The following is a 19366-nucleotide window of genomic DNA, read 5'->3' as shown; positions in this document are numbered from 1 at the left end:
TAGAGTCAGACTGATGAGAATCAGTCTGACTCTAAAAGGCCTCCCTTCTATTTTGAAAGGTCAAGCCTCACTTTCACTGCTTCATCACTTGTTTTTGTCGTAAGCTCCAGTAGGAGAGATTCCGGATTATCCAACAGATTACTGGCAAACAGCTTCTCAAACCCGTCCTCCGTTCCGGTTCCAGAGACTATGGGTAGATCCTGTGTGCCATTTTCAGTCTTGGACTTAATATCTGCTTTGAGGACAGCTTCAAATACCTTCTGCCTAACTTCCCACTGATTCTCCTCCGCGTTCTTTAAAGCAACATAGATGCGGATCATTAATGGAGACATTTCAACCCGGCTTAATTCGACTTCATGCCCATTCAAGATAAATGACTTTTTAGGATAAAGGATCTTTGTGGACGTTGCTTTAAACTTAGGATCCAGTGTGAAGCTAATCTTGAGTCTTGGTGAGTAATGCATATCTGCCATGATGGTCCCTGTCTTGGGATCATCCATCTTCCCGGGGTTCACCGAAGCAATCTGAAACTCCGCCTGTAAATCCTTAGGAAATGGTTTGCTCCGGTCCAGTACAATCTCGGTCTTCCCGTAAAACTTATGATAATTGTCCTGGCCTAACACTTTGTCATGAGCGCCCATCCCACCGGCTGACGTCAGGTAACTTCGGGTCTGGGTATTCAAAATCCTGCTGCTACTGACGTTGTATACCTCCTGGTCTGCTTCCGTTATGGCAGTATACAGAATAAGGATTCTATTCTCATCTGCCGTTACTGCGTTCAGTGTTATCCTGTAGCCCTGAGTTTCTGCGCTTTTGTTAATAAGCTGGATGTAATCGTTGCGGATTGCGGATTCTAAAGTTGCTGCATCAATATCATAAGAATTTAATTCCTTAAAGGCCTGCAGCTCTCCCCAATTGACAGTTTGCGGGACCACCGCTGTCCGAGGTTCTTCGTGTATGATAGGGATTATAAACAGCAAAATAGCGATTACTGCGGCAGCTGCCAACCCGAACAAAGAGCCTTTCGTTAGCGCAGACCGTTTACTATTCCGGATGCCCCGCTCCATTCCGCTCTGAACAGCAATCCTTAAGTCACTGCTGCTTAGCTCCGCTTGAATGTGCCGCTGAAGACGGGCTGCATCCGACAGCATGGCCTGTTCTTCTCTGCTGTTAATCATTCCAATCCCCCCGATCCTTCATAATGCCTCTTAATTGCTTCAATCCTTTGTGCTGCCAGGTTTTGATGGTCCCCTCAGGCTTATTCAACAATTCAGCAATGTCCCCCAGCGTCATATCATTATAATATTTGAGCAGCAGTACATGGCGGTATTTCGGCTTAACCTGTTCGAGAGCCCAGAGCATTTCTATCCGGCCGGTATCAGTCTCAGTAATGGATTCATGCATATACTCGTCAGGTGTAGGCACACTTCGTTTCCTTCTCCGCTGCTCATCGATACAGACATAGATCAGAATCCGGATGATCCAGGCTTTAAAGGCCCTGGGTTCCTTGAGTGTCTTCCGCTTGATCCATGCCCGGCAGGTTGTCTCCTGCAATGCTTCCAGCGCATCGGCCCGGTTGCCCAAATAGCTGTAGGCAATCTGATAGAGCTGATCACTATGCTCCATTACGGATTCATACAACTGCATCTCAGCATTGGATGAAGACTCTGTTAATCTTTTCATCTCCACGCCCGACATCGTCATCTTGCCCCTCCTCTCTCAATCCTTACAAAGTATAAGACGGAGCGTGTCCACAAACGGTTTTCCCTTTATGTAAATTCACTAATTAATCCCCTGGCAAAAAAAGAGCCCTTCCCATCGGGAACGGCTCTATCATATGAATAGTTAACTAGTCAGATAATCGTTACAGCACCCAGTTCCCTTTGCGGAACACAGGCTCGATGGTTCCATCAGCCAGCTCACCGTCGATATCCAGCTCAGCTGAGCCGATCATGAAATCAACATGGGTCAGGCTGACGTTCGCGCCGCGTTCCAGCAGTTCTTCATTGCTTAAACCTACACCGCCCTCAATATTTACCGGATACGCGCTGCCAAGCGCAAAATGGCAGGAGGCATTTTCATCAATACCGGTGTTATAGAACACTCTGTTCAGTCTTGAAATGGGTGAATCATGCTGTACTAAAGCCACTTCACCCAGATAAGACGCTCCTTCATCGGTCTCCAGCAGAGAGGTCAGATGCTCACGTCCGGAAACAGCATCATAGGCAGTAACCTTGCCATCAGTAAAGGTAAACGTAATCCCGTCTACAAGGCGGCCATTCAGATTCAGCGGAAGTGTGCTAGTTACAGTGCCGTTAACCCCAGTCCGCAGCGGCATAGTATAAATTTCCTCTGTAGGCATGTTCGCTACAAAATACACACCACTGCCATTCTCGCCGCCGCCGCCGCGCCAAAGATGGCCCTCTGGCAGTTCCACATGCAGGTCCGTGCCTGGTGCACGGTAATGCAGACCTTTGTACCGCTTGGCATTCATCCGGTCCTGGCTCTGCTTCAGCTGGGCAATATGCTCACGCCACGCAGCTACCGGGTCCTCAGCTCCTACACGGTTCATCTGGAAAACAGCTTCCCACATCGCATCAATACGATCTTCCTGAGGAAGATCCGCAAATACTTTATCCGCCCAGGCACGTGTCGGCGCTTTAATCAGCGACCAGCTAATTTTATTGCTGCGCGTATAATTCTGGTATTTCTTGCGGGCTATGGCTGCTGCTTTGACGGCTGTGGAGACCTTAGCGGAATCAATCCCGCGGAATAGCTCAGGATCAGGTACTTTAATATGTAAAATGGCTCCGCCCTCTTCGGCGAACCCTTCGAGCATGTCGGCATGCCACTGCGGGTAATAACCGAAAGAATCCTCTGGCGCCTTCTCGTAACGGATACGCGTAACCGCCTCGTCATCCCAGTCCACCATTACATATTTTGCACCGGCTTCATAGGCTTTTCCTACGATCAGGCGCGTAAGCTCGGCCGTTTCCAAAGGCGAATGAATCATCAGCACTTGCCCTGGTTGCACATTCACTCCAACCTTTACTACCAGATCCGCATACTTCTCGAGCATCAACTCAAAATCCTTGATCATTTCATTTCCTCCATCTCTGACTGATCTATTGGTATCTTGCTATCCTCAAAAAAAGCTCCAGTAGCTATTTTAACGCAAAATGAGAGCTATGGCGATTAATTGTACTTTGACCGGAAATTTATGAGACAAAAGAAATAGGCAGTTCTGCTTAAGAACCGCCTCTTAAAAATCTATTTCTGCCCTACTGTTTATCCACCTGCAATAAAGTAACTTCCTTCACCGTGAACGTATCCGCCAGCTTCTCTTCAGCAATCACATTAAGCTTCACCAGACTTGCAACCTTCGACGGGTCCGCCTTGGAGAGCAGCCGCCACACCTGCGGGTCAGCAAGCCGGTTGTAGAGCTTTTCATCATCATATTCTTTGCGGTTCTGCGTGACGAGCTTCACTCTATAGCTGCCGATTATCTTCTCCGTCTCCCCCTGATCCGCACAATAGGCCAGAATCTCCTGTCTAAGTTCAGCCAGCTCCTTCTCGATATCCTTCTGTTTGGACTTCAGTTTATAGTATTGCTGCACTTTCTTTTCCATTCTTGCTCACGCTCCTCTCCTGACATATGTATGCCGGAGAGATTAAATATATTGATTAAATACATAGAGCCGGTTTCCAGATAATCCTATAATAATAGTGGTTACCTGCAGTGAATCCGGATGTAATCAGCGTCTAGCGGACTGCAGAGCATTTATTCAGATTACCTAAGCTAAGCTGCCGGTAAAATGATGGATACTCCGCCAAATTTGTTGACAGCAGGTGGGCCATGTTTACTTCGTATCTGTTTCCGATCTCCTATGCCTTTATGTCTTTTCCGGTCGCGGCAATGCTCTTTACATTGCCCTTCCTGATCGTCCAATACCGGCGGCACGGCTATATCCACAAGCTTCGGGCGTTAGCGCTTTATCTGCTGCTGCTCTATTTGCTGAATGCCTTTTATCTGATTATGCTGCCCTTTCCTTCGTCCAGGCACAATTTGCCTTTATCAGGAAGCAGTATTCAGGTTGTGCCGCTGCAATTTATCGGAGAAATTCTGCAGAGCAGCAGTTTATCGGTTGACCAGCCGTCCACCTATTTGACGGTTTTGCGCAACCCCGCCTTTTTTCAAGCCTTATTCAATGTCCTTTTGACCGTTCCTTTCGGCATATTCCTGGGCTACTATTTCCGCACCCGCTGGGTAGTGTGTATTCTGCTCTCCTTTATGCTTTCATTATCGTTTGAAATAACGCAAATCACCGGCGTATACGGTTTCTTTGATAATCCGTACCGGATTTTTGATGTCAATGACCTGATTACCAATACACTTGGCGGAATTGCCGGATTCAGAATTGCACTCCGGATTTCGGGACTGCTGCCCCGGATCGAACAACTGGACAGCAGGACGAATCTTAGTACAAAACGTGTCACCTATACCCGCAGGGGCATCGCTTTTATGCTGGACACCTGTGTATGGCTGACCGCTGCCGGTATACTAAGCCTGTTCCCGGTTCCCTACCCTTTATGGATCGTAATTGGGGTATACTTCCTGCTGATTCCTTGCTGGACTCGGGGACAGACCTTTGGGAAATGGATTGTACGTATCCGGGTAGAGGGCTGCAGCAGCAGCCTCCGGCCATGGATGATTTTCCTAAGATACGGTCTGCTCTACGGAGTTACGCTCGGCATGAATATTCTGCTGTTTAATTCGGCATGGGTAAACACCCTTAGTCCGGATATATCCGGTCCGACCCGTGGGATAGTGCTGCTGGCAGATCTGCTGTTCCTCATTCATCTAATTATCAGTATGTTTAAGAAGGAGCCGCTGTTCTACGAACGATTAAGCCGGACCCGGAATATCATTACCTGGCCTGAGAAACAGCAGCAGGCAGACACAGTAGAGTTGTCGTTATCCCTTACAGGAAAAGGAGAATCGATCAGGTGAACCAATTTAAGACTAACTTAAACACTAAGGACGGCAGCCTGGATTGGCAGGAATGGATTATTGAAGCAGATATCGCTGCCATGCAGGATGAAATGAACAAAGGCTCGTTAACTGCTGAACAACTGGTGAGTCTTTATCTGGACAGGATCAACAGGTATGATTCTGTCATTAACTCCGTGCTGGAGCTCAATCCCGATGCACTGGATATTGCCCGCCAGCTTGATAAAGAGCGGGTACTATCGGGAGTCCGCAGCAGCCTGCACGGCATTCCGCTGCTAATCAAGGACAATATAGACACAGCAGATAAACTGTACACTAGTGCAGGGTCTATAGCGTTGGCAGAGTCAACGGCAGCTAAGGACGCTGCGGTCATCAGCCGGCTGCGCGCAGCAGGTGCCATTATTCTCGGGAAAGCCAATATGACAGAATGGGCTAATTTTATGGCTCCCGGGATGTGGGCCGGGTACAGTTCACGCGGCGGGCTCGTCCTCAACCCATACGGACCAGGTGAGCTGTTTGTAGGGGGTTCAAGCTCCGGAAGTGCGGCTTCCGTTGCTGCTAATCTCATTGCCGCGGCTGTAGGGACGGAAACTTCCGGCTCGATTATCGGTCCGGCCAGCCAGAACTGTATCGTAGGGATTAAACCAACCGCGGGACTTGTCAGCATGGCTGGAATCATTCCCGGCATCGGCAGCCAGGATACCGCAGGACCACTGGCCAGGACAGTCTCTGATGCAGCGGTCCTGCTGGGAGCGATGACCGGACTGGATGAAGTAGACACTCAAGTGTCCGGAACAGCCCGGGAGGGAAGAATAGCAGATTACACGGTTTTTTTGGATGCAGCGTATATACAAGGGGTACGGATCGGTATCCCTAGGGCTATCTATCAGGAGCTCGATGAAGAGGTTTTGGCTATTATGGCAGAAGCGATTAAGCTTCTTGAACAACAAGGCGCTGTGATTGTTGATCCCATTGAGCTTCCCTGTCTTAACAGTGAATGGAGCCCGGTCATGCTGCAATATGAGTTTAAAAGAGGCCTGAATCAATATCTGGCCGGACTTGCCGAGTCCATACCCGTACATAGTTTAAGCGAGCTTATCGCCTATAATAAACTCCATAGTGAAAAAGCTCTGAAATACGGGCAAGGCACGCTAGAATGGCTGGAACAGTCCGGAGAAGGTATAACGGAAGAAATGTACCTTGAACAGCTTCGCCTATCCCGCGGTCAGGCACGTGATCATGGAATAGATTACGCCATAAAGGAATACCGGCTGGATGCCCTGATGTTCCCCGGATTTCACGGAACAGATCTGGCTGCCAGAGCAGGCTATCCGCTCATCACAGTTCCTGCTGGCTTTGCAGCCAATGGAATCGTTACACCAGGAGGATATCTTACCAAAGGCCCCCATGGCGTCACCTTCTCCGGCACGGCCTTTTGTGAGCCGACGTTGATCTCGATCGCATATGGATTTGAACAGGCGTCAAAGCGGCGCTTCCCGCCCCGCCTGTCTAAATAAACAAGCACTTTATTCATTCATCCCACGAGGAGCTGTGAACATGAACATTACCGGAACTTTATCTCCATTGCCAAGAAGTCTTCCCGAGGAACAAGGTATCCGCTCAACCGCTGTATCTGCATTTCTGGACCGGATTAAGAACCTGAACATCGAGCTGCATAGCCTGATGTTACTAAGGCATGGCCATGTTGTTGCAGAAGGCTGGTGGTCTCCGTACAGACCTGAACTTCCTCACATGCTGTTTTCACTCAGCAAAAGCTTCACCGCTACGGCCATCGGACTGGCAGTTTCAGAACAGCTCTTATCTCTGGAAGATAAGGTGGTTTCCTTTTTTCCTGACGAATCCCCCGCAGAGCCTGGTGATAACCTGTCACAGATGAACATCAGCCATTTGCTGATGATGGGTACCGGCCACACCATGGATACAATGACCGACATGCTGCAGTCCCATGAAGGCAATTGGGTCAGAGCCTTTCTTCAGCTTCCGGTTGAGGAGGTACCCGGTACATATTTCCTCTATAATACCGGAGCTACCTATATGCTCTCTGCCATTCTGCAAAAGGTAACCAACCAGACACTCTTGGAGTATCTCGGTCCAAGGCTGTTCACTCCGCTGGGCATTAAGGATCCTACCTGGGAAAGCTGTCCGCGCGGGATCAATATCGGAGGGTACGGGTTAAATCTCACTACAGAAGATATCGCTAAATTCGGGCAGCTGTACTTACAGCAGGGACAGTGGAATAATCGGCAGATTCTCTCCAGGGAATGGGTCGCTGCTGCAAGCTCCAAGCAAATTGCGAATGGTGATGGGAGCCCGGACAGCGGAGAATGGTCACAAGGATACGGGTATCAGTTCTGGAATTGCCGGCATGGTGCCTTCCGTGCAGACGGCGCCTTTTGCCAGCTCTGTATCGTTATGCCGGAACAGGATGCAGTTGTAGTGATTACGAGCGGTACGAATGATACGCAGCAGGTGATGGATGCTGTCTGGGAGCTTCTGCTTCCGGCTATGAAATCTGCCCCCTTACTTCAAGAGGAGCCTTCTGCAGTCGCAGACTTGGCTGCTCAGCTCAGTACACTGCAGATTGAACCGCCTCGATGTATCCAGTCTTCAAGCCTGGAAAGCTCCATGAGCGCTCAAGTCTATAAACTGGAAGCTAATGAGCTGGACATCGACACACTTGAAGTTTCCTTTAGCGGGGATGAAGCAGTCCTGACTATTCAAGAAAAGTCAGGTCGGCAGAGTCTAGTTTTTGGACGGGAAAAGTGGACAGCAAACACCGCAAATATTATTCCAAACCCTTCGGGGGCCAATGCCATCATGGCCAGTTTCACCTGGGCGGCAGAGGACAAACTTCAAATGACGATGCAGCTTGTGGAAACGCCTTTTTGCATCACAGAAGAAATAACCGTGAAAGAGAAATCGATCCAACTCACCCATTCCTTCAATGTGACAATGGGCCCCAACGAACCGGTTACATTAGCAGGCTATCTCATAGAGTAAATTGCAGCTTTTTAAACCTTCTCACCAAACAAGAGGCTATGACATTCCTTAACAGGGATGCATGGCCTCTTGTAATAATACCTTACTGGATATCTATTAAGCTTCCAGACCCTTCATTGTGAGCACTACCGGACAATGGTCACTTCCCAGTACATTGCAATCTATGGCTGCATCTATCAGCTGTGGCGCAAGCCGTGAAGAGGCCAGGAAATAGTCGATCCGCCAGCCGACATTCCGCTCTCTAATTTTTGGCATATAGGACCACCAGGTATAAGCTCCTTCTGTATCCGGATAAAAATAGCGGAAGGTATCGATAAAACCCGATTCCAGCAGGATAGTCATCCGTCCACGCTCTTCATCGGTGAAGCCTGAGTTCCCCCGGTTAGACTTGGCATTCTTCAGATCAATATCGGCGTGGGCAACATTAAGGTCGCCGCAAACGATGACCGGTTTGCGTTTATCCAGCTCCAGCAGATAGGTACGGAAACGGTCCTCCCATTCCATTCTGTAATCCAGCCGTGTCAGATCCCTTTTGGCATTCGGAGTATAGACATTTACGAGATAGAAGCTGTCAAATTCCAAAGTGATCGTCCGGCCCTCAGGTTCGGAATCTTCTTCCAGACCATATCTTACAGAGATGGGCTTGATTCTCGTAAACACGGCTGTTCCGGAGTAGCCTTTCTTCTGGGCATAATTCCAATACTGGTAATACTCTTCGCCCTGCTCCAAGACAATTTGGCCTTCCTGCAGCTTCGTTTCCTGCACACAAAAGATATCTGCAGCACTTTCTTTGAAGTACTCGTTAAAACCCTTGCCCACACAGGCTCGAAGACCATTTACATTCCAGGACACCAGTTTGATCATCGTCATTCTCCTTACATTTTCACTAGAATTATTCCAAGTGTAACATATTCTAAGCTGTTTGGAGTTCTTAGGCATGATACAATAACTGGGCTTGCCTCTAATTAAATTATTCTATGAAAAACGCGAGGGTTCCTAAATCTATGAACACATCCATTCTGCTCCGAAGCTTTAACTTTCTGTATTTTGCCTTACTGGCCATGTTTATCCCCTTTCTGCCGGTCTATTTAGATGACCAGGGCCTGACCCCGGCGCAGATTGGACTGGTCATCGGGACAGGCGGGTTCATCACTATTATCGCCCAGCCTTTATGGGGGATGATCAGTGACCGGACAAAGACGATCCGCAAAGTACTTCTTCTGCTATTACTATGTTCAGCTATCACCGGCTACTTCCTGTATGACTCCAGCAGCTATATACAGCTTGTTCTGCTCGCGATGCTGCTCTATTTCTTTCTAATGCCGATCGATCCGTTGACAGAGAGCCTCAATTTCCGGATTGCTGAGGCTAGTGGCATCAGCTATGGCTCTATCCGAACTTATGGAGCACTTGGATATGGCATCATGGCTCTGCTTACCGGCTATGTAATGTATTATTTGGGGGCGCGCGGTTTAGGCCTGCTGTTTGCCGGCTGCTGTCTGCTAGCCTTTCTAGTCAGCTGGAAGATGCCAGATGCGCCGGTATCGGGAAAACCGGTCACGCTGAACAGCCTCAGGCATTTTTTCAGCAATAAGGAGACCCTGCTGTTCCTGCTGCTGGTGTTCATTATCTCTGTGCCGGCAAGAATGAACGATACCTTTTTAGGGGTGACCCTACTCGATCTTGGCGGCAGTGCAGCACTAATAGGCCAGTCTTTTTTTCTGGCGGCAATCAGCGAAATTCTGGTCTTCGCTCTGAGCTTCTGGTGGCTTCGTCAAGGTAAGGAACTGATCATTATCAGCTTTGCGGGTGCATGTTATTTTGTCCGCTTCTTTCTCTCCGCCTGGATCACAGACCCGCACCTGCTGGCATACCTTCAGGTTATGCAGCTCTTCACTTTCCCTGTCTTCTACTCGGCGGCCATCCAGTATTTGTACCACATTGTGCCGGAAGAATGGCGGGCAACAGGTCAAACGGTGCTGGCTCTTCTGTTCTTCGGAGTGTCAGGAATTCTGGCTTCCTATGCGGGAGGGGCGCTGTATGGTTCCTTCGGAGGAAGAAGCTTTTATCTGTACGTGTCAGCGATGTCATTTGCCGGAACAGTCTTCGGACTGGCCCTGTACCGGACTTATGGTAATCGTTCTAAGGGAAAAGAACCGAAGGTCTCTTCATAGGGCGATAATCCCTCTTCCTCTGCAGCCTCTATCCATTACGGATAGGGGCTCTTCTTTTATAGTCGCAGCAGCCTATTAAAATGTGCGAATCTCCCAAGACATCCGTTATAACACTCATAGATTTACTGAATATGATATTCTATCAAACACAAAGGAGGTCATCAAGATGGCTATCTTATTACCGATTCAATACTTCAATCTGGCTCCATCGGTAGGTAAATCCTATTACGAGAATCTTGCCGGAGGCATTAACGCTGCTGTTACTGTTAACAACGGCTCGGCATTTCCCGTCGATCTCGTTATCTATCGGGTAAATGCCCCAGTAGTCACTTACACTATTCCTGCACTGAATAGCCTTACGCTGTCAGTAAACTTGCTGCTGGTTGCCGCGCTGTTAAGCACAGCTGCCGGCGCAGTTTTCGGCACCATTGAAATCGCAACATCAGACTTCTAATGTAATACCAGAGTATCCGCCATACTCACTCATGAGCGTTCCCTCTATCAAACACCCCTGGCCGCAAAGCGGTCAGGGGTGTTTTTTGGCTATCTTACACGGCTCTATCACATGAGTTCTTCAAACCTATTAAGCTTCGAGATCAGGCATCGGCCCTGTGTATACGGATTGAGGTCGGAATATTCTGTTGTTCGCCGCCTGCTCAAGAATGTGCGAAGTCCAGCCGACAATTCTTCCAGCCGTAAAGGTTGGAGTGAAGATCTCCGGGTCAAGCTGCAAAGCACGCAGAATTGCCGCAGCGTAAAACTCTACATTGGTGAATAAGCGGCGGCCCGGTTTGTATTCCTCGAGCAGGCGGATAGCGGTATGCTCTACATGAATGGCCAAATCAAAAGACGGGTCTTTACCGTTCATCTCTACGGTCGCAATCATCAGCGCTTCAGCGCGCGGATCCTTTGTTTTATATATCCGGTGTCCAAAGCCCATAATCTTGCCTCTGTTATCAAGTACCGCGCGGATCCACGGCTCAGCCCGGTCCATGGTTCCAATGTCCTCAAGCATAGCAATGACTTCCGAAGGTGCTCCGCCATGCAGCGGGCCCTTCATCGCTCCGATAGCCCCGCACACAGCCGCACACATATCTGACTCTGTGGAGAGGACAACCCGGGATGCAAAAGTCGAAGCATTCATACCATGTTCCATGCAAAGAATTAGATAGGCGCTTAGTGCCCGTACATGGGCTTCTTCAGGTATTTGCCCTTTCAGCATATACAAATAATTCGCGGCATGACCCAGCTCAGCAAGCGGCTCAATAACCGGCAGGTTATTCAATTTGCGGTATCTGTAAGCAATGATTGTCGGCAACACCGAGGTTAACCGGAGCGCTTGGGGAAGTGTCGGCGGCCAGGTCGCATTCACCGGTTCACCTAAGGCTGCTACAGCGCTTTGCAGTACCAGCATCATAGGAACGGATGGAGGTAGCAAATCTATCATTCCGCGCAAATAATCCGGGATTATTCTCGCTCCAGCCATATCCTGCTTAAGTTTCTCCAATTCTTCGGAATCCGGCAAATGCCCGTTCCACAGCAAATAAGCCACTTCCTCATAACTTCTGCTGACTGCAAGCTCTTTCGCCCAGTACCCCCGGTAGACCAGATGCCCCTTCTCGCCATCCACTAATCCAATATCTGTTTCTCCTGCAACTACGCCTTCTAATCCGGTAACCTTTGCCATCATACTAGCTCCTTTTCCGCTCATCTGAAAGTTAACATCACATTAAAAGTATATGCCGGAAACTCGATATTGCATATTTATTGTTTTTTATGAATGCATAAATTTTTTTTATCAATCGTTATACCTATGCAATTTCATTAACTGTTCCAGCTTGGCTTCCGTATTGGAATCCTTGGCTGGAGTATAAATGCTGCAGCGTAAATCCGTACTTCCATGCACCTGAAGTGAGGTAAGGTGAAACAGCATTTTCCCTGCCTTGGCATGACGGAATTCCAGCACCACATCCGGTGCACTGCTGACCCGGCTCTCCTCCCACAGCGCATGAAAAGCAGGGTGCTGAGCCTTCATTTCCGCGATAAAATTGTCATACCAGCTGTCTTCCATATACTGACCGTAATACGCCCGGAAAATAGACAAAAAACCACGGACGAATTGCTCCCAATTCACGGCCAGCCGCTGGAATTCCTTGCGCACGAACAATAGGCGGATCATATTGCGCTCTTCCGGCAGAAGTTGGGCAAAATCCAGAAAGACATGCGCCGCCGCCTCATTCCAGCCGACAATCCCGCAGCGGCGGTCCGAAATAATTGTCGGGCAGGTCGTAAGCTCCTGCAGAATTTTCTGCAGAGACGGACTGATCACAGAGGCCTCCTCCTGCTGAAACGCGGCCATGCCTGGGCCATTCTCCAGCGCCAGAGCGAACAGATAATTCCGTTCATCCTTGGTCAATCTGAGCGCACCTGCGATACATTCCAGCACAGAAGGCGAGACTTTAATATCTCTCCCTTGCTCCAGCCAGGTGTACCACGTATTACTTACTCCGGCTAACTGTGCAACTTCCTCTCTTCTTAGTCCCGGAGTCCTTCTTCGGGTTCCTTCCGCGAGTCCCGCAGAAGCTGGCGTTATCGCTGCCCGGCGCGATTTCAGGAAATTGGACAAGGCCTGCAGTCTGGTCTGATTGGACATGTTCTATCCCGCCCTTCAAATTAATGATTCTACAATAGTAGTAATTATACTAGTATAAACCACAACTTGTAATAGGATAAGTAAAGTGGAAAAATACAGTTATACCCCGTACAGGGAAGTATTCAAAAGACTCGAGGAGGATTCATATGGAACGGGTAGTCATTACAGGCATGGGCGTAATTTCACCGCTCGGTAACGCGGTAGAACCATTCTGGAACCGTTTAAGCGCCGGTGAATCGGGGATCTCCCCGATCACTTCATTTGATACATCACATTTCAAAAGCAAAATCGCCGGAGAGGTTCGGGACTTTGATCCTGAAGCCAGATTCGGCCGCAAGGAAGCCCGCCGGATGGACAGGTTTACCCAGTTCGCGCTGGCAGCGACTGAGGAAGCCTGGGCCGATTCCGGCCTGCAGCTGGAGAAGCTTGACCGGGAGCGGCTCGGTGTGTATGTCGGTTCAGGTGTTGGAGGTATAAATACACTGATGGAGCAGGCAGAGCTGCTCAAGACGCGCGGACCTGAAAGGGTCAGCCCGACTCTAATTCCTATGCTGATCTCCAATATGGCTGCAGCATCGATCAGTATCAGGTTCGGGGCGCTTGGCCCTACGCTGTCACCGGTGACCGCCTGCTCGATCGGGAATACCGCGATCGGAGAAGCATTCCGGCTGATACGCTATGGCGGTGCAGATTGTGTTATTGCCGGGGGCGCTGAGGCGGCGATTTCAGAAATTGCACTGGCCAGCTTCGGCAATGCGACTTCCTTGTCGACCCGCAATGAGGAGCCGGAGAAAGCCAGCCGGCCGTTTGACGGTAACCGGGACGGATTTGTGATCGGTGAAGGCGGCGCTATCCTGATTCTGGAGTCGCTCTCGCATGCCCTGCGCAGAAATGTCGTTATTCATGCTGAGGTTATAGGCTACGGGGCCAGCTCAGATGCTTACCACATGGTTGCAACCCATCCCGAAGGAATTGGCGCCTACCAGGCGATGAAGCTGGCGCTGCAGGAGGCCGGGGTACAACCGCAAGAAGTTGACCTGATCAGTGCACATGCGACCAGTACCTTGATCGGCGACCGTTCAGAGACAACCGCTATTAAAAAGCTGTTCGGCGAAGCTGCCTACCGTATTCCTGTAACCGCGAATAAATCAATGACCGGACACACCCTCGGTGCGGCTGGCGGACTGGAAGCTATTGCTATGATCAAGAGTATACAGGAAGGTCTGATACCGCCTACAATCAACCAGGAGGCGCCTGACGAAATCTGTGACCTCGATTATGTGCCAAACCACTCACGTACTGCAGAAGTGAATATCGGGATATCTAATTCTTTTGGCTTCGGCGGACACAATGCAGTAATCGTGGTTAAGAAGTATCAGTAACACATAAAACCTCCGGACAACGTCAATACGTTATCCGGAGGTTGCTGTTACAGTGTTTTCTCAACTATTTCTTAGCTTCTGTCAATACATGACTTCCCCAAACAGCGATACCTTCTTTGGAAAGAGCGGTAAATGTCATCACATTGCCGTTCACTGCTTCATTCCATTCCTTCAGGAAGACGCCGCTGTATTCTTTTCCTTCCACCGTTAAATTAGCAGTATGTTCCCCGCTTAAGCTCCACGTGCCTGTTACCGCTCCAGTGATCTTACCGTCAGCAGTCAGCTCTATCAATTGCGACTCGACAATCTCTGGAGTAATGTCTTTCCCGTGGTTTACGAATTTGTACTCACCGGTGATATCTGAGGAAGTATAAGTTCCAATCTTTTCGCCTCCATAGCGGTGTGGGGCTACCACCGGCCACCCATTCTCATTCATGAACATCTGATGGACCCGTACTTCATGCTCTTCCCCCCGGTTGGGGAACCGCGTATGGAAAATGAGATAGTATTGACCGCTCTTCTCATCATAATACGCCGAATTATGTCCAGGCGATACATAGCCTTCCCCGCTTACGGCCGGTTCTGAATCACTGTTCATAAATTCAAAATTACCCATTAGCTTCGCACCGTAAGGTGAATACACTGGATCATCGAATAACTTGTCCGGATTACCTTTAGCATCGATCATGGCTTGACCCTGGGAATCTTCAAAAGGTCCGTCAGGATTCTTGGAGCGGGCTACACGGATATTATAACCTCCATTAGCATCCAGCCCTCCGAACGAGAGGAACAGATAATAATAATCGGTTTCAGGACTATATAGCATATAAGGCCCTTCAATCCGGGCATGATTTGCACCCAGAAGCTTCTTGCCGTAACCCTGATCCGGAAGCGGGAAGCCCGTAGCCGGGTCGAGCTCCAGGATAAAGATCCCGCCTGAATAGGAACCATATACCATCCACAGCTTGCCTTCCTTATCAAAGAACACATCCGGGTCTACCACATTTGGCTTCTCGGTAGCGTCATACAATTCACCGTCATCACCTACCCCGGTCATACCAGACTTCAGAATAATTCCCAGATCCTTATAGGGCCCTTCAATCTTATCAGATACTGCAATCCCCATTGCTGATAGAGGTGAATCTCCCTTGCAGGCATCATAATACATATAGAATTTGCCGTCAGCGAGCTGAATGACATCCGGCGCCCAAAGCGTATTAGACTGTGCCCAATTAAAGGTTTCGCTGAGTTCCTCGGTAACATTCGGAATAAGTACATTACCTTCTTCTACGATGGACGAAATCTGCTCCCATGACATTAGGTCCTTGGTTTTGGCCGAAGCCAGATGGGAACCGAATACATAATACGTATTTTCCACCTTGATGACGGAAGGATCATGCACCGAAACATTCTTGAACTCAGGCGCCCCGCCGCCACCGCTGCAGCCTGATAACAAGGATAAAGATAATAATGTGGTTATAGCACGTTTTTTCATGAGAATACCTCCTATGTATACCCTTACATTGTGCTGTGTAAAATAAAAATAGTCAATACTTTTATTTATACTTATTAATATTAGTTCATACTTTCATGAAACATAATGAGTCCTAAATCCTTTTGAGTTACAGCTCTCTAGCACAAAAAAAGCGCCAATCCGTATAACGGACTGACGCTAATCTTATTAGTATAGACTTAAACCAAATATTAATACACGCCGCTGCCTTCTACCAAAATGGGCTGAGGATAAGCATTCGGCAATACACGCTGTCTCTTCTTCACCACTTCAGGCGGCTCGACAGCCGGAGCCATCGGATGCATCAGCCAGGATTTCACCAAGTGGGAATCCGACACTTTATACATCGGAGGTTCCTTCTCCATGTCGATAGCCATAGCATAAGTGCTGCGCAGAGCAAATGCATCGCCCTTAGGCGGCTTGATCAGATCGGGAGGTGTTCCCGGAATAGCTGTCAGCATGGAGCCTTTGCTCTCCAGACTAGGCATGGAAGCAAGTAAGCCCCAAGTGTATGGATGTCTAGGATCATAGAAAATCTCTTCAGCAGTGCCCATTTCAACAATCTGACCGGCATACATAACCGCTACACGGTCAGCCATTCTGGCAACTACACCAAGGTCATGGGTGATAAAGATAATCGCTGTATCGATTTTCTTCTGCAGATCCTTCATCAGATCAAGAATTTGTGCCTGAATGGTTACGTCGAGCGCAGTTGTAGGCTCATCGGCAATCAGCAGCTTAGGGTTGGCCGCGAGTGCCATAGCGATTACCACACGCTGACGCATACCGCCGCTGAACTCATGCGGATACTGCTGGAAACGGCGTTCCGGTGAAGGAATCCCTACCAGGCCCAACAGTTCGATACCACGTTTATAAGCAGCATCCTTGGAGATTTTTTCGTGTTTGAACAGTACTTCGGTAATTTGCTTGCCGACCTTCATCATTGGATTCAGGGAAGTCATTGGATCCTGGAAGATCATACCGATTTCTTTACCGCGGATTTTCTGCATCTGCTTTTCGGTTTTCGGAATCAGGTCTTGTCCGTCGAACAAGATTTGACCGCGTTTGTATTGACCCTGCGGCTGAGGAACAAGTTTCATGACCGCTTGGGAAGTTACGCTTTTACCGGAACCGGATTCGCCTACAATCGCCAGTGTTTCACCTTTATTCACATGAAAGTTAACACCACGGATCGCTTGAACCTCTCCGCCGCGTGTTTTGAATGAAATTGCTAAGTCTTTTACCTCTAAAAGGCGCTCCATCCTGTCACCCTCTCTGCTCTTTTCAAAAGTACGATAATGATTCTCAGTATATAGATAGGCAATAAGTATTATTTTATCTATTTTTATGCCTCTTAGTCAAGAGCTTTCTGAAAATGAATCATCTCAAATTCATATCAGATCTGCTCTTCTTAGTCCTTCATGAGCTGAGTCGATCATCCGGCAGGTCAACTGTTGTAAACTCCATAAATATAACTATAACAAAGCTGGATCCTCGAATGCTGTTAACTATAATATAGTCTTGCGTTATGTCATACTAAATTAACAATGAAGACCGGAACCCGCAATGAGCGAGCTCCGGCCTTCTTGTATTACACTTTGGAAGCATTAATATGCTTGAAGGACTTCCAGCTCTCCGCCAGATTCTCTGCGGCCCACCGCACATGATTGTCATCTTTATACTGCCTGGAATAACATTCAATAACCAGGATCAGATCAAGATAGAAATCATAGAGTTTCTTACGGAGAAGTTCGTTCGGACTGTCAAAAATCTGCCCATACCCCTGAAAGAAAGCCTGTGAATTCTCGAAGTGCCGGAAGTAATACTCCATCAGCACATCCCCCCACAGCGCCCTCTCCCAGTCAATAATGGAGACAATTACACCGTCTTTAACAAACAGATTGCCATTCCACAGATCCCAGTGAATCAGGCGCGGTTCTGTCACCTCATCCAGCGCAGGCAGATAATGCTCCAGCTCCTGTCTGATTTCCTCTTCCGTTGCCGGCAAGTCTGCATCCAGATTCCGTGCATCTGCAAGAAGCGTGGACATCATAGCAGTAAACGTGTCCCGCCATGAAGCCGAGGCTACCACAATATCCTGTTTGAACAGGCCGAACTCCGGTCCTGTGATTTCATTAATCAGCCGCTGATACCGGCCAAGCTCAGCCTCAACCGCGGCTCTTTGTCCGGCCGAATAACTGTCTTTGACCTCACTATATGGCTGGCCTCCAACCTTCTCCATGAAAAAATAAGGACAGGGGATTAAGCTCCGGCTCTCATCAAAGCTGTAGACAGCAGGGACCGGAACATTGCCCCCTGCCGCGACGAGCCGCAGAGCTTCCACTTCAGCCCGCATTATGTCCTTCTCATAACTCAACGTCTGCGTTTCCTCCGAAGGAGCGACCTTCAGAATGACAGACCTTCCGTCACTGAGCAGCAGATCATAAGCGGTATTATAAAATCCGCCCGTCAGCTCCGTACAGGAGACGATGGTTAGATCCGCAGCAAAAGCGGTGTGAACCAGCATTTCCAGCTGCCGTTCATCCAGTTTGACCTTGGTGAAGCTCTCCATAAATGACTACACCCACCACATTTCGCCGAGTGGTTCCTCAATCAGCACCTGCCGGAGATTATCGACAGCTTTGGAGAAGCCCTCTTCAATGGACATCAGGCCGTCCTCATGCTCAATGCTGACTACATAATCATAACCGACCAGACGGAGGGCACTGATAATATCAGCCCAAGTCTTCACATCATGTCCATAGCCCACAGAGCGGAATTGCCAGGCGCGGTCCAGCATATTGCCATAGGACTGCATGTCGGTTAATCCGTACATATTGACATTCACCGGATCAATGACGGTATCCTTGGCATGGAAGTGGTGAATCGCTCCGCGGCGTCCGAGAATATGAATCGCCTGCACCGGATCAATTCCCTGCCACCACATATGGCTCGGATCAAGGTTTGCGCCGATAGCATCCCCTGCTGCTTCTCTGAGGCGCAATAGAGTAGCTGGTGTGTGCACCGAGAAGCCACCGTGCAGCTCAAGTCCGATCTTCACGCCATGCTGTGTAGCAAACTCGCCCATTTCCTTCCAATATGGGATGACTTTATTCTCCCACTGCCAAGTCAGAATCTCCTGATAATCGTTCGGCCAAGGAGCAACCGGCCAGTTCGGGTATTTTGCACCTTCATGGTCACCCGGGCAGCCGGAGAAAGTATTGACCACCGGAACTCCAAGCTTCTGGGCCAGTTTAATGGAATTGACCAAATCTTCATGATCCTTAAGCGCAAGCTCCTTCTGCGGGTGCAGCGGATTGCCGTGACAGCTTAGCGCACTGATGATCAGACCGCGTGATTCGATGCTTTGTTTGAATTCTCCAAGTAGCGCTTCATCCTCCAGCAGCAACTTAGGATCGCAGTGACTGTTGCCCGGATAGCCTCCAGTTCCGATCTCAACCGCTTTGAGTCCCTTGGAAACCACATAATCCAGCGCGTCCTCCAGCTTGCGACCGCCGAAAAGTACCATAAATACTCCAAGTTTCATTGACCTGCCGCCTCTCATCATAAATATAAATCAAAATTAAACTTGGGATAGTACCATTTTAGAGC

17 protein-coding genes are annotated in these 19366 nt (G+C 49.0%); 6 read left to right on the top strand and 11 right to left on the bottom strand.

What is annotated here, in order from left to right; translation table 11 throughout:
* Positions 1-47: 47 nt before the first annotated feature.
* The 4 genes from JRJ22_RS11655 to JRJ22_RS11640 all read right to left on the bottom strand — a co-directional run bounded on the left by JRJ22_RS11655 (position 48) and on the right by JRJ22_RS11640 (position 3629).
* Complete coding sequence (locus JRJ22_RS11655; RefSeq protein ID WP_206104595.1) at positions 48-1178, bottom strand: DUF4179 domain-containing protein; 1131 nt, start codon at positions 1176-1178, stop codon at positions 48-50.
* A complete protein-coding gene (locus tag JRJ22_RS11650; protein ID WP_206104594.1) occupies positions 1171-1704 on the bottom strand; it encodes a sigma-70 family RNA polymerase sigma factor in 534 nt (177 codons plus the stop codon). The genes JRJ22_RS11655 and JRJ22_RS11650 overlap by 8 nt, the downstream gene beginning before the upstream one ends.
* Before the next feature lie 160 nt (positions 1705-1864).
* Positions 1865-3100, bottom strand: coding sequence for an aminopeptidase (locus JRJ22_RS11645; RefSeq protein WP_408637879.1), 1236 nt, complete (start codon positions 3098-3100; stop codon positions 1865-1867).
* A gap of 181 nt (positions 3101-3281) precedes the next feature.
* Positions 3282-3629 (bottom strand): hypothetical protein, encoded by a 348-nt coding sequence (locus tag JRJ22_RS11640; RefSeq protein ID WP_206104593.1) that lies wholly within the window; start codon positions 3627-3629, stop codon positions 3282-3284.
* A 227-nt stretch (positions 3630-3856) separates the two neighbouring features.
* Between JRJ22_RS11640 and JRJ22_RS11635 the strand changes: the two genes are divergently transcribed.
* From JRJ22_RS11635 to JRJ22_RS11625, 3 genes are read left to right on the top strand one after another with little or no spacing between them, the layout of a single operon-like run.
* The gene (locus tag JRJ22_RS11635) at positions 3857-5011 is read left to right on the top strand and encodes a VanZ family protein (RefSeq protein ID WP_206104592.1); all 1155 of its coding nucleotides are present in this window, start codon (positions 3857-3859) and stop codon (positions 5009-5011) included.
* Positions 5008-6528: an amidase family protein gene (locus tag JRJ22_RS11630; RefSeq protein ID WP_332461378.1), complete on the top strand. Its 1521-nt coding sequence runs from the start codon at positions 5008-5010 to the stop codon at positions 6526-6528. The genes JRJ22_RS11635 and JRJ22_RS11630 overlap by 4 nt, the downstream gene beginning before the upstream one ends.
* A gap of 40 nt (positions 6529-6568) precedes the next feature.
* Positions 6569-8032, top strand: a complete 1464-nt coding sequence (locus JRJ22_RS11625) for a serine hydrolase domain-containing protein (protein WP_232381112.1) — start codon at positions 6569-6571, stop codon at positions 8030-8032.
* Between the two features lie 96 nt (positions 8033-8128).
* On the opposite strand, the gene JRJ22_RS11620 is transcribed toward JRJ22_RS11625, so the two are convergent.
* Positions 8129-8893, bottom strand: a complete 765-nt coding sequence (locus JRJ22_RS11620) for an exodeoxyribonuclease III (RefSeq protein WP_206105094.1) — start codon at positions 8891-8893, stop codon at positions 8129-8131.
* 143 nt (positions 8894-9036) lie between these two features.
* On the opposite strand from JRJ22_RS11620, the gene JRJ22_RS11615 reads away from it, so the two are divergent.
* Together JRJ22_RS11615 and JRJ22_RS11610 are read left to right on the top strand one after the other, a co-directional pair.
* Positions 9037-10206 (top strand): MFS transporter, encoded by a 1170-nt coding sequence (locus JRJ22_RS11615; protein WP_206104591.1) that lies wholly within the window; start codon positions 9037-9039, stop codon positions 10204-10206.
* Positions 10207-10372: 166 nt separating this feature from the next.
* A complete protein-coding gene (locus tag JRJ22_RS11610; RefSeq protein ID WP_054940336.1) occupies positions 10373-10660 on the top strand; it encodes a hypothetical protein in 288 nt (95 codons plus the stop codon).
* A 129-nt stretch (positions 10661-10789) separates the two neighbouring features.
* On the opposite strand, the gene JRJ22_RS11605 is transcribed toward JRJ22_RS11610, so the two are convergent.
* Positions 10790-11893 carry a citrate synthase/methylcitrate synthase gene (locus tag JRJ22_RS11605; RefSeq protein ID WP_206105093.1) on the bottom strand — a complete coding sequence of 368 codons (1104 nt, stop codon included), beginning with the start codon at positions 11891-11893 and terminating at the stop codon, positions 10790-10792.
* 111 nt (positions 11894-12004) lie between these two features.
* A complete protein-coding gene (locus JRJ22_RS11600) occupies positions 12005-12859 on the bottom strand; it encodes a helix-turn-helix transcriptional regulator (protein WP_206104590.1) in 855 nt (284 codons plus the stop codon).
* A 146-nt stretch (positions 12860-13005) separates the two neighbouring features.
* On the opposite strand from JRJ22_RS11600, the gene fabF reads away from it, so the two are divergent.
* Entirely contained in the window at positions 13006-14241 is a 1236-nt protein-coding gene (gene fabF, locus JRJ22_RS11595; protein WP_206104589.1) for a beta-ketoacyl-ACP synthase II, read from the top strand.
* 64 nt (positions 14242-14305) lie between these two features.
* Here the strand turns inward: fabF and JRJ22_RS11590 are convergent, their stop codons facing one another.
* The 4 genes from JRJ22_RS11590 to JRJ22_RS11575 all read right to left on the bottom strand — a co-directional run bounded on the left by JRJ22_RS11590 (position 14306) and on the right by JRJ22_RS11575 (position 19301).
* Entirely contained in the window at positions 14306-15736 is a 1431-nt protein-coding gene (locus JRJ22_RS11590) for an arabinan endo-1,5-alpha-L-arabinosidase AbnB (RefSeq protein WP_206104588.1), read from the bottom strand.
* Between the two features lie 209 nt (positions 15737-15945).
* Positions 15946-17016 (bottom strand): ABC transporter ATP-binding protein, encoded by a 1071-nt coding sequence (locus tag JRJ22_RS11585; protein ID WP_206104587.1) that lies wholly within the window; start codon positions 17014-17016, stop codon positions 15946-15948.
* Between the two features lie 329 nt (positions 17017-17345).
* Positions 17346-18326 (bottom strand): phosphotransferase family protein, encoded by a 981-nt coding sequence (locus JRJ22_RS11580; protein ID WP_206104586.1) that lies wholly within the window; start codon positions 18324-18326, stop codon positions 17346-17348.
* Between the two features lie 6 nt (positions 18327-18332).
* Positions 18333-19301, bottom strand: a complete 969-nt coding sequence (locus JRJ22_RS11575) for a sugar phosphate isomerase/epimerase family protein (RefSeq protein WP_206104585.1) — start codon at positions 19299-19301, stop codon at positions 18333-18335.
* Between the last annotated feature and the right edge of the window lie 65 nt (positions 19302-19366).

The organism is Paenibacillus tianjinensis, assembly GCF_017086365.1.
GTDB classification, from domain to species: Bacteria; Bacillota; Bacilli; order Paenibacillales; family Paenibacillaceae; genus Paenibacillus_AQ; species Paenibacillus_AQ tianjinensis.
Note: the sequence above shows the minus strand (reverse complement) of the source record. Positions and strands in the feature narration are given on the sequence as shown.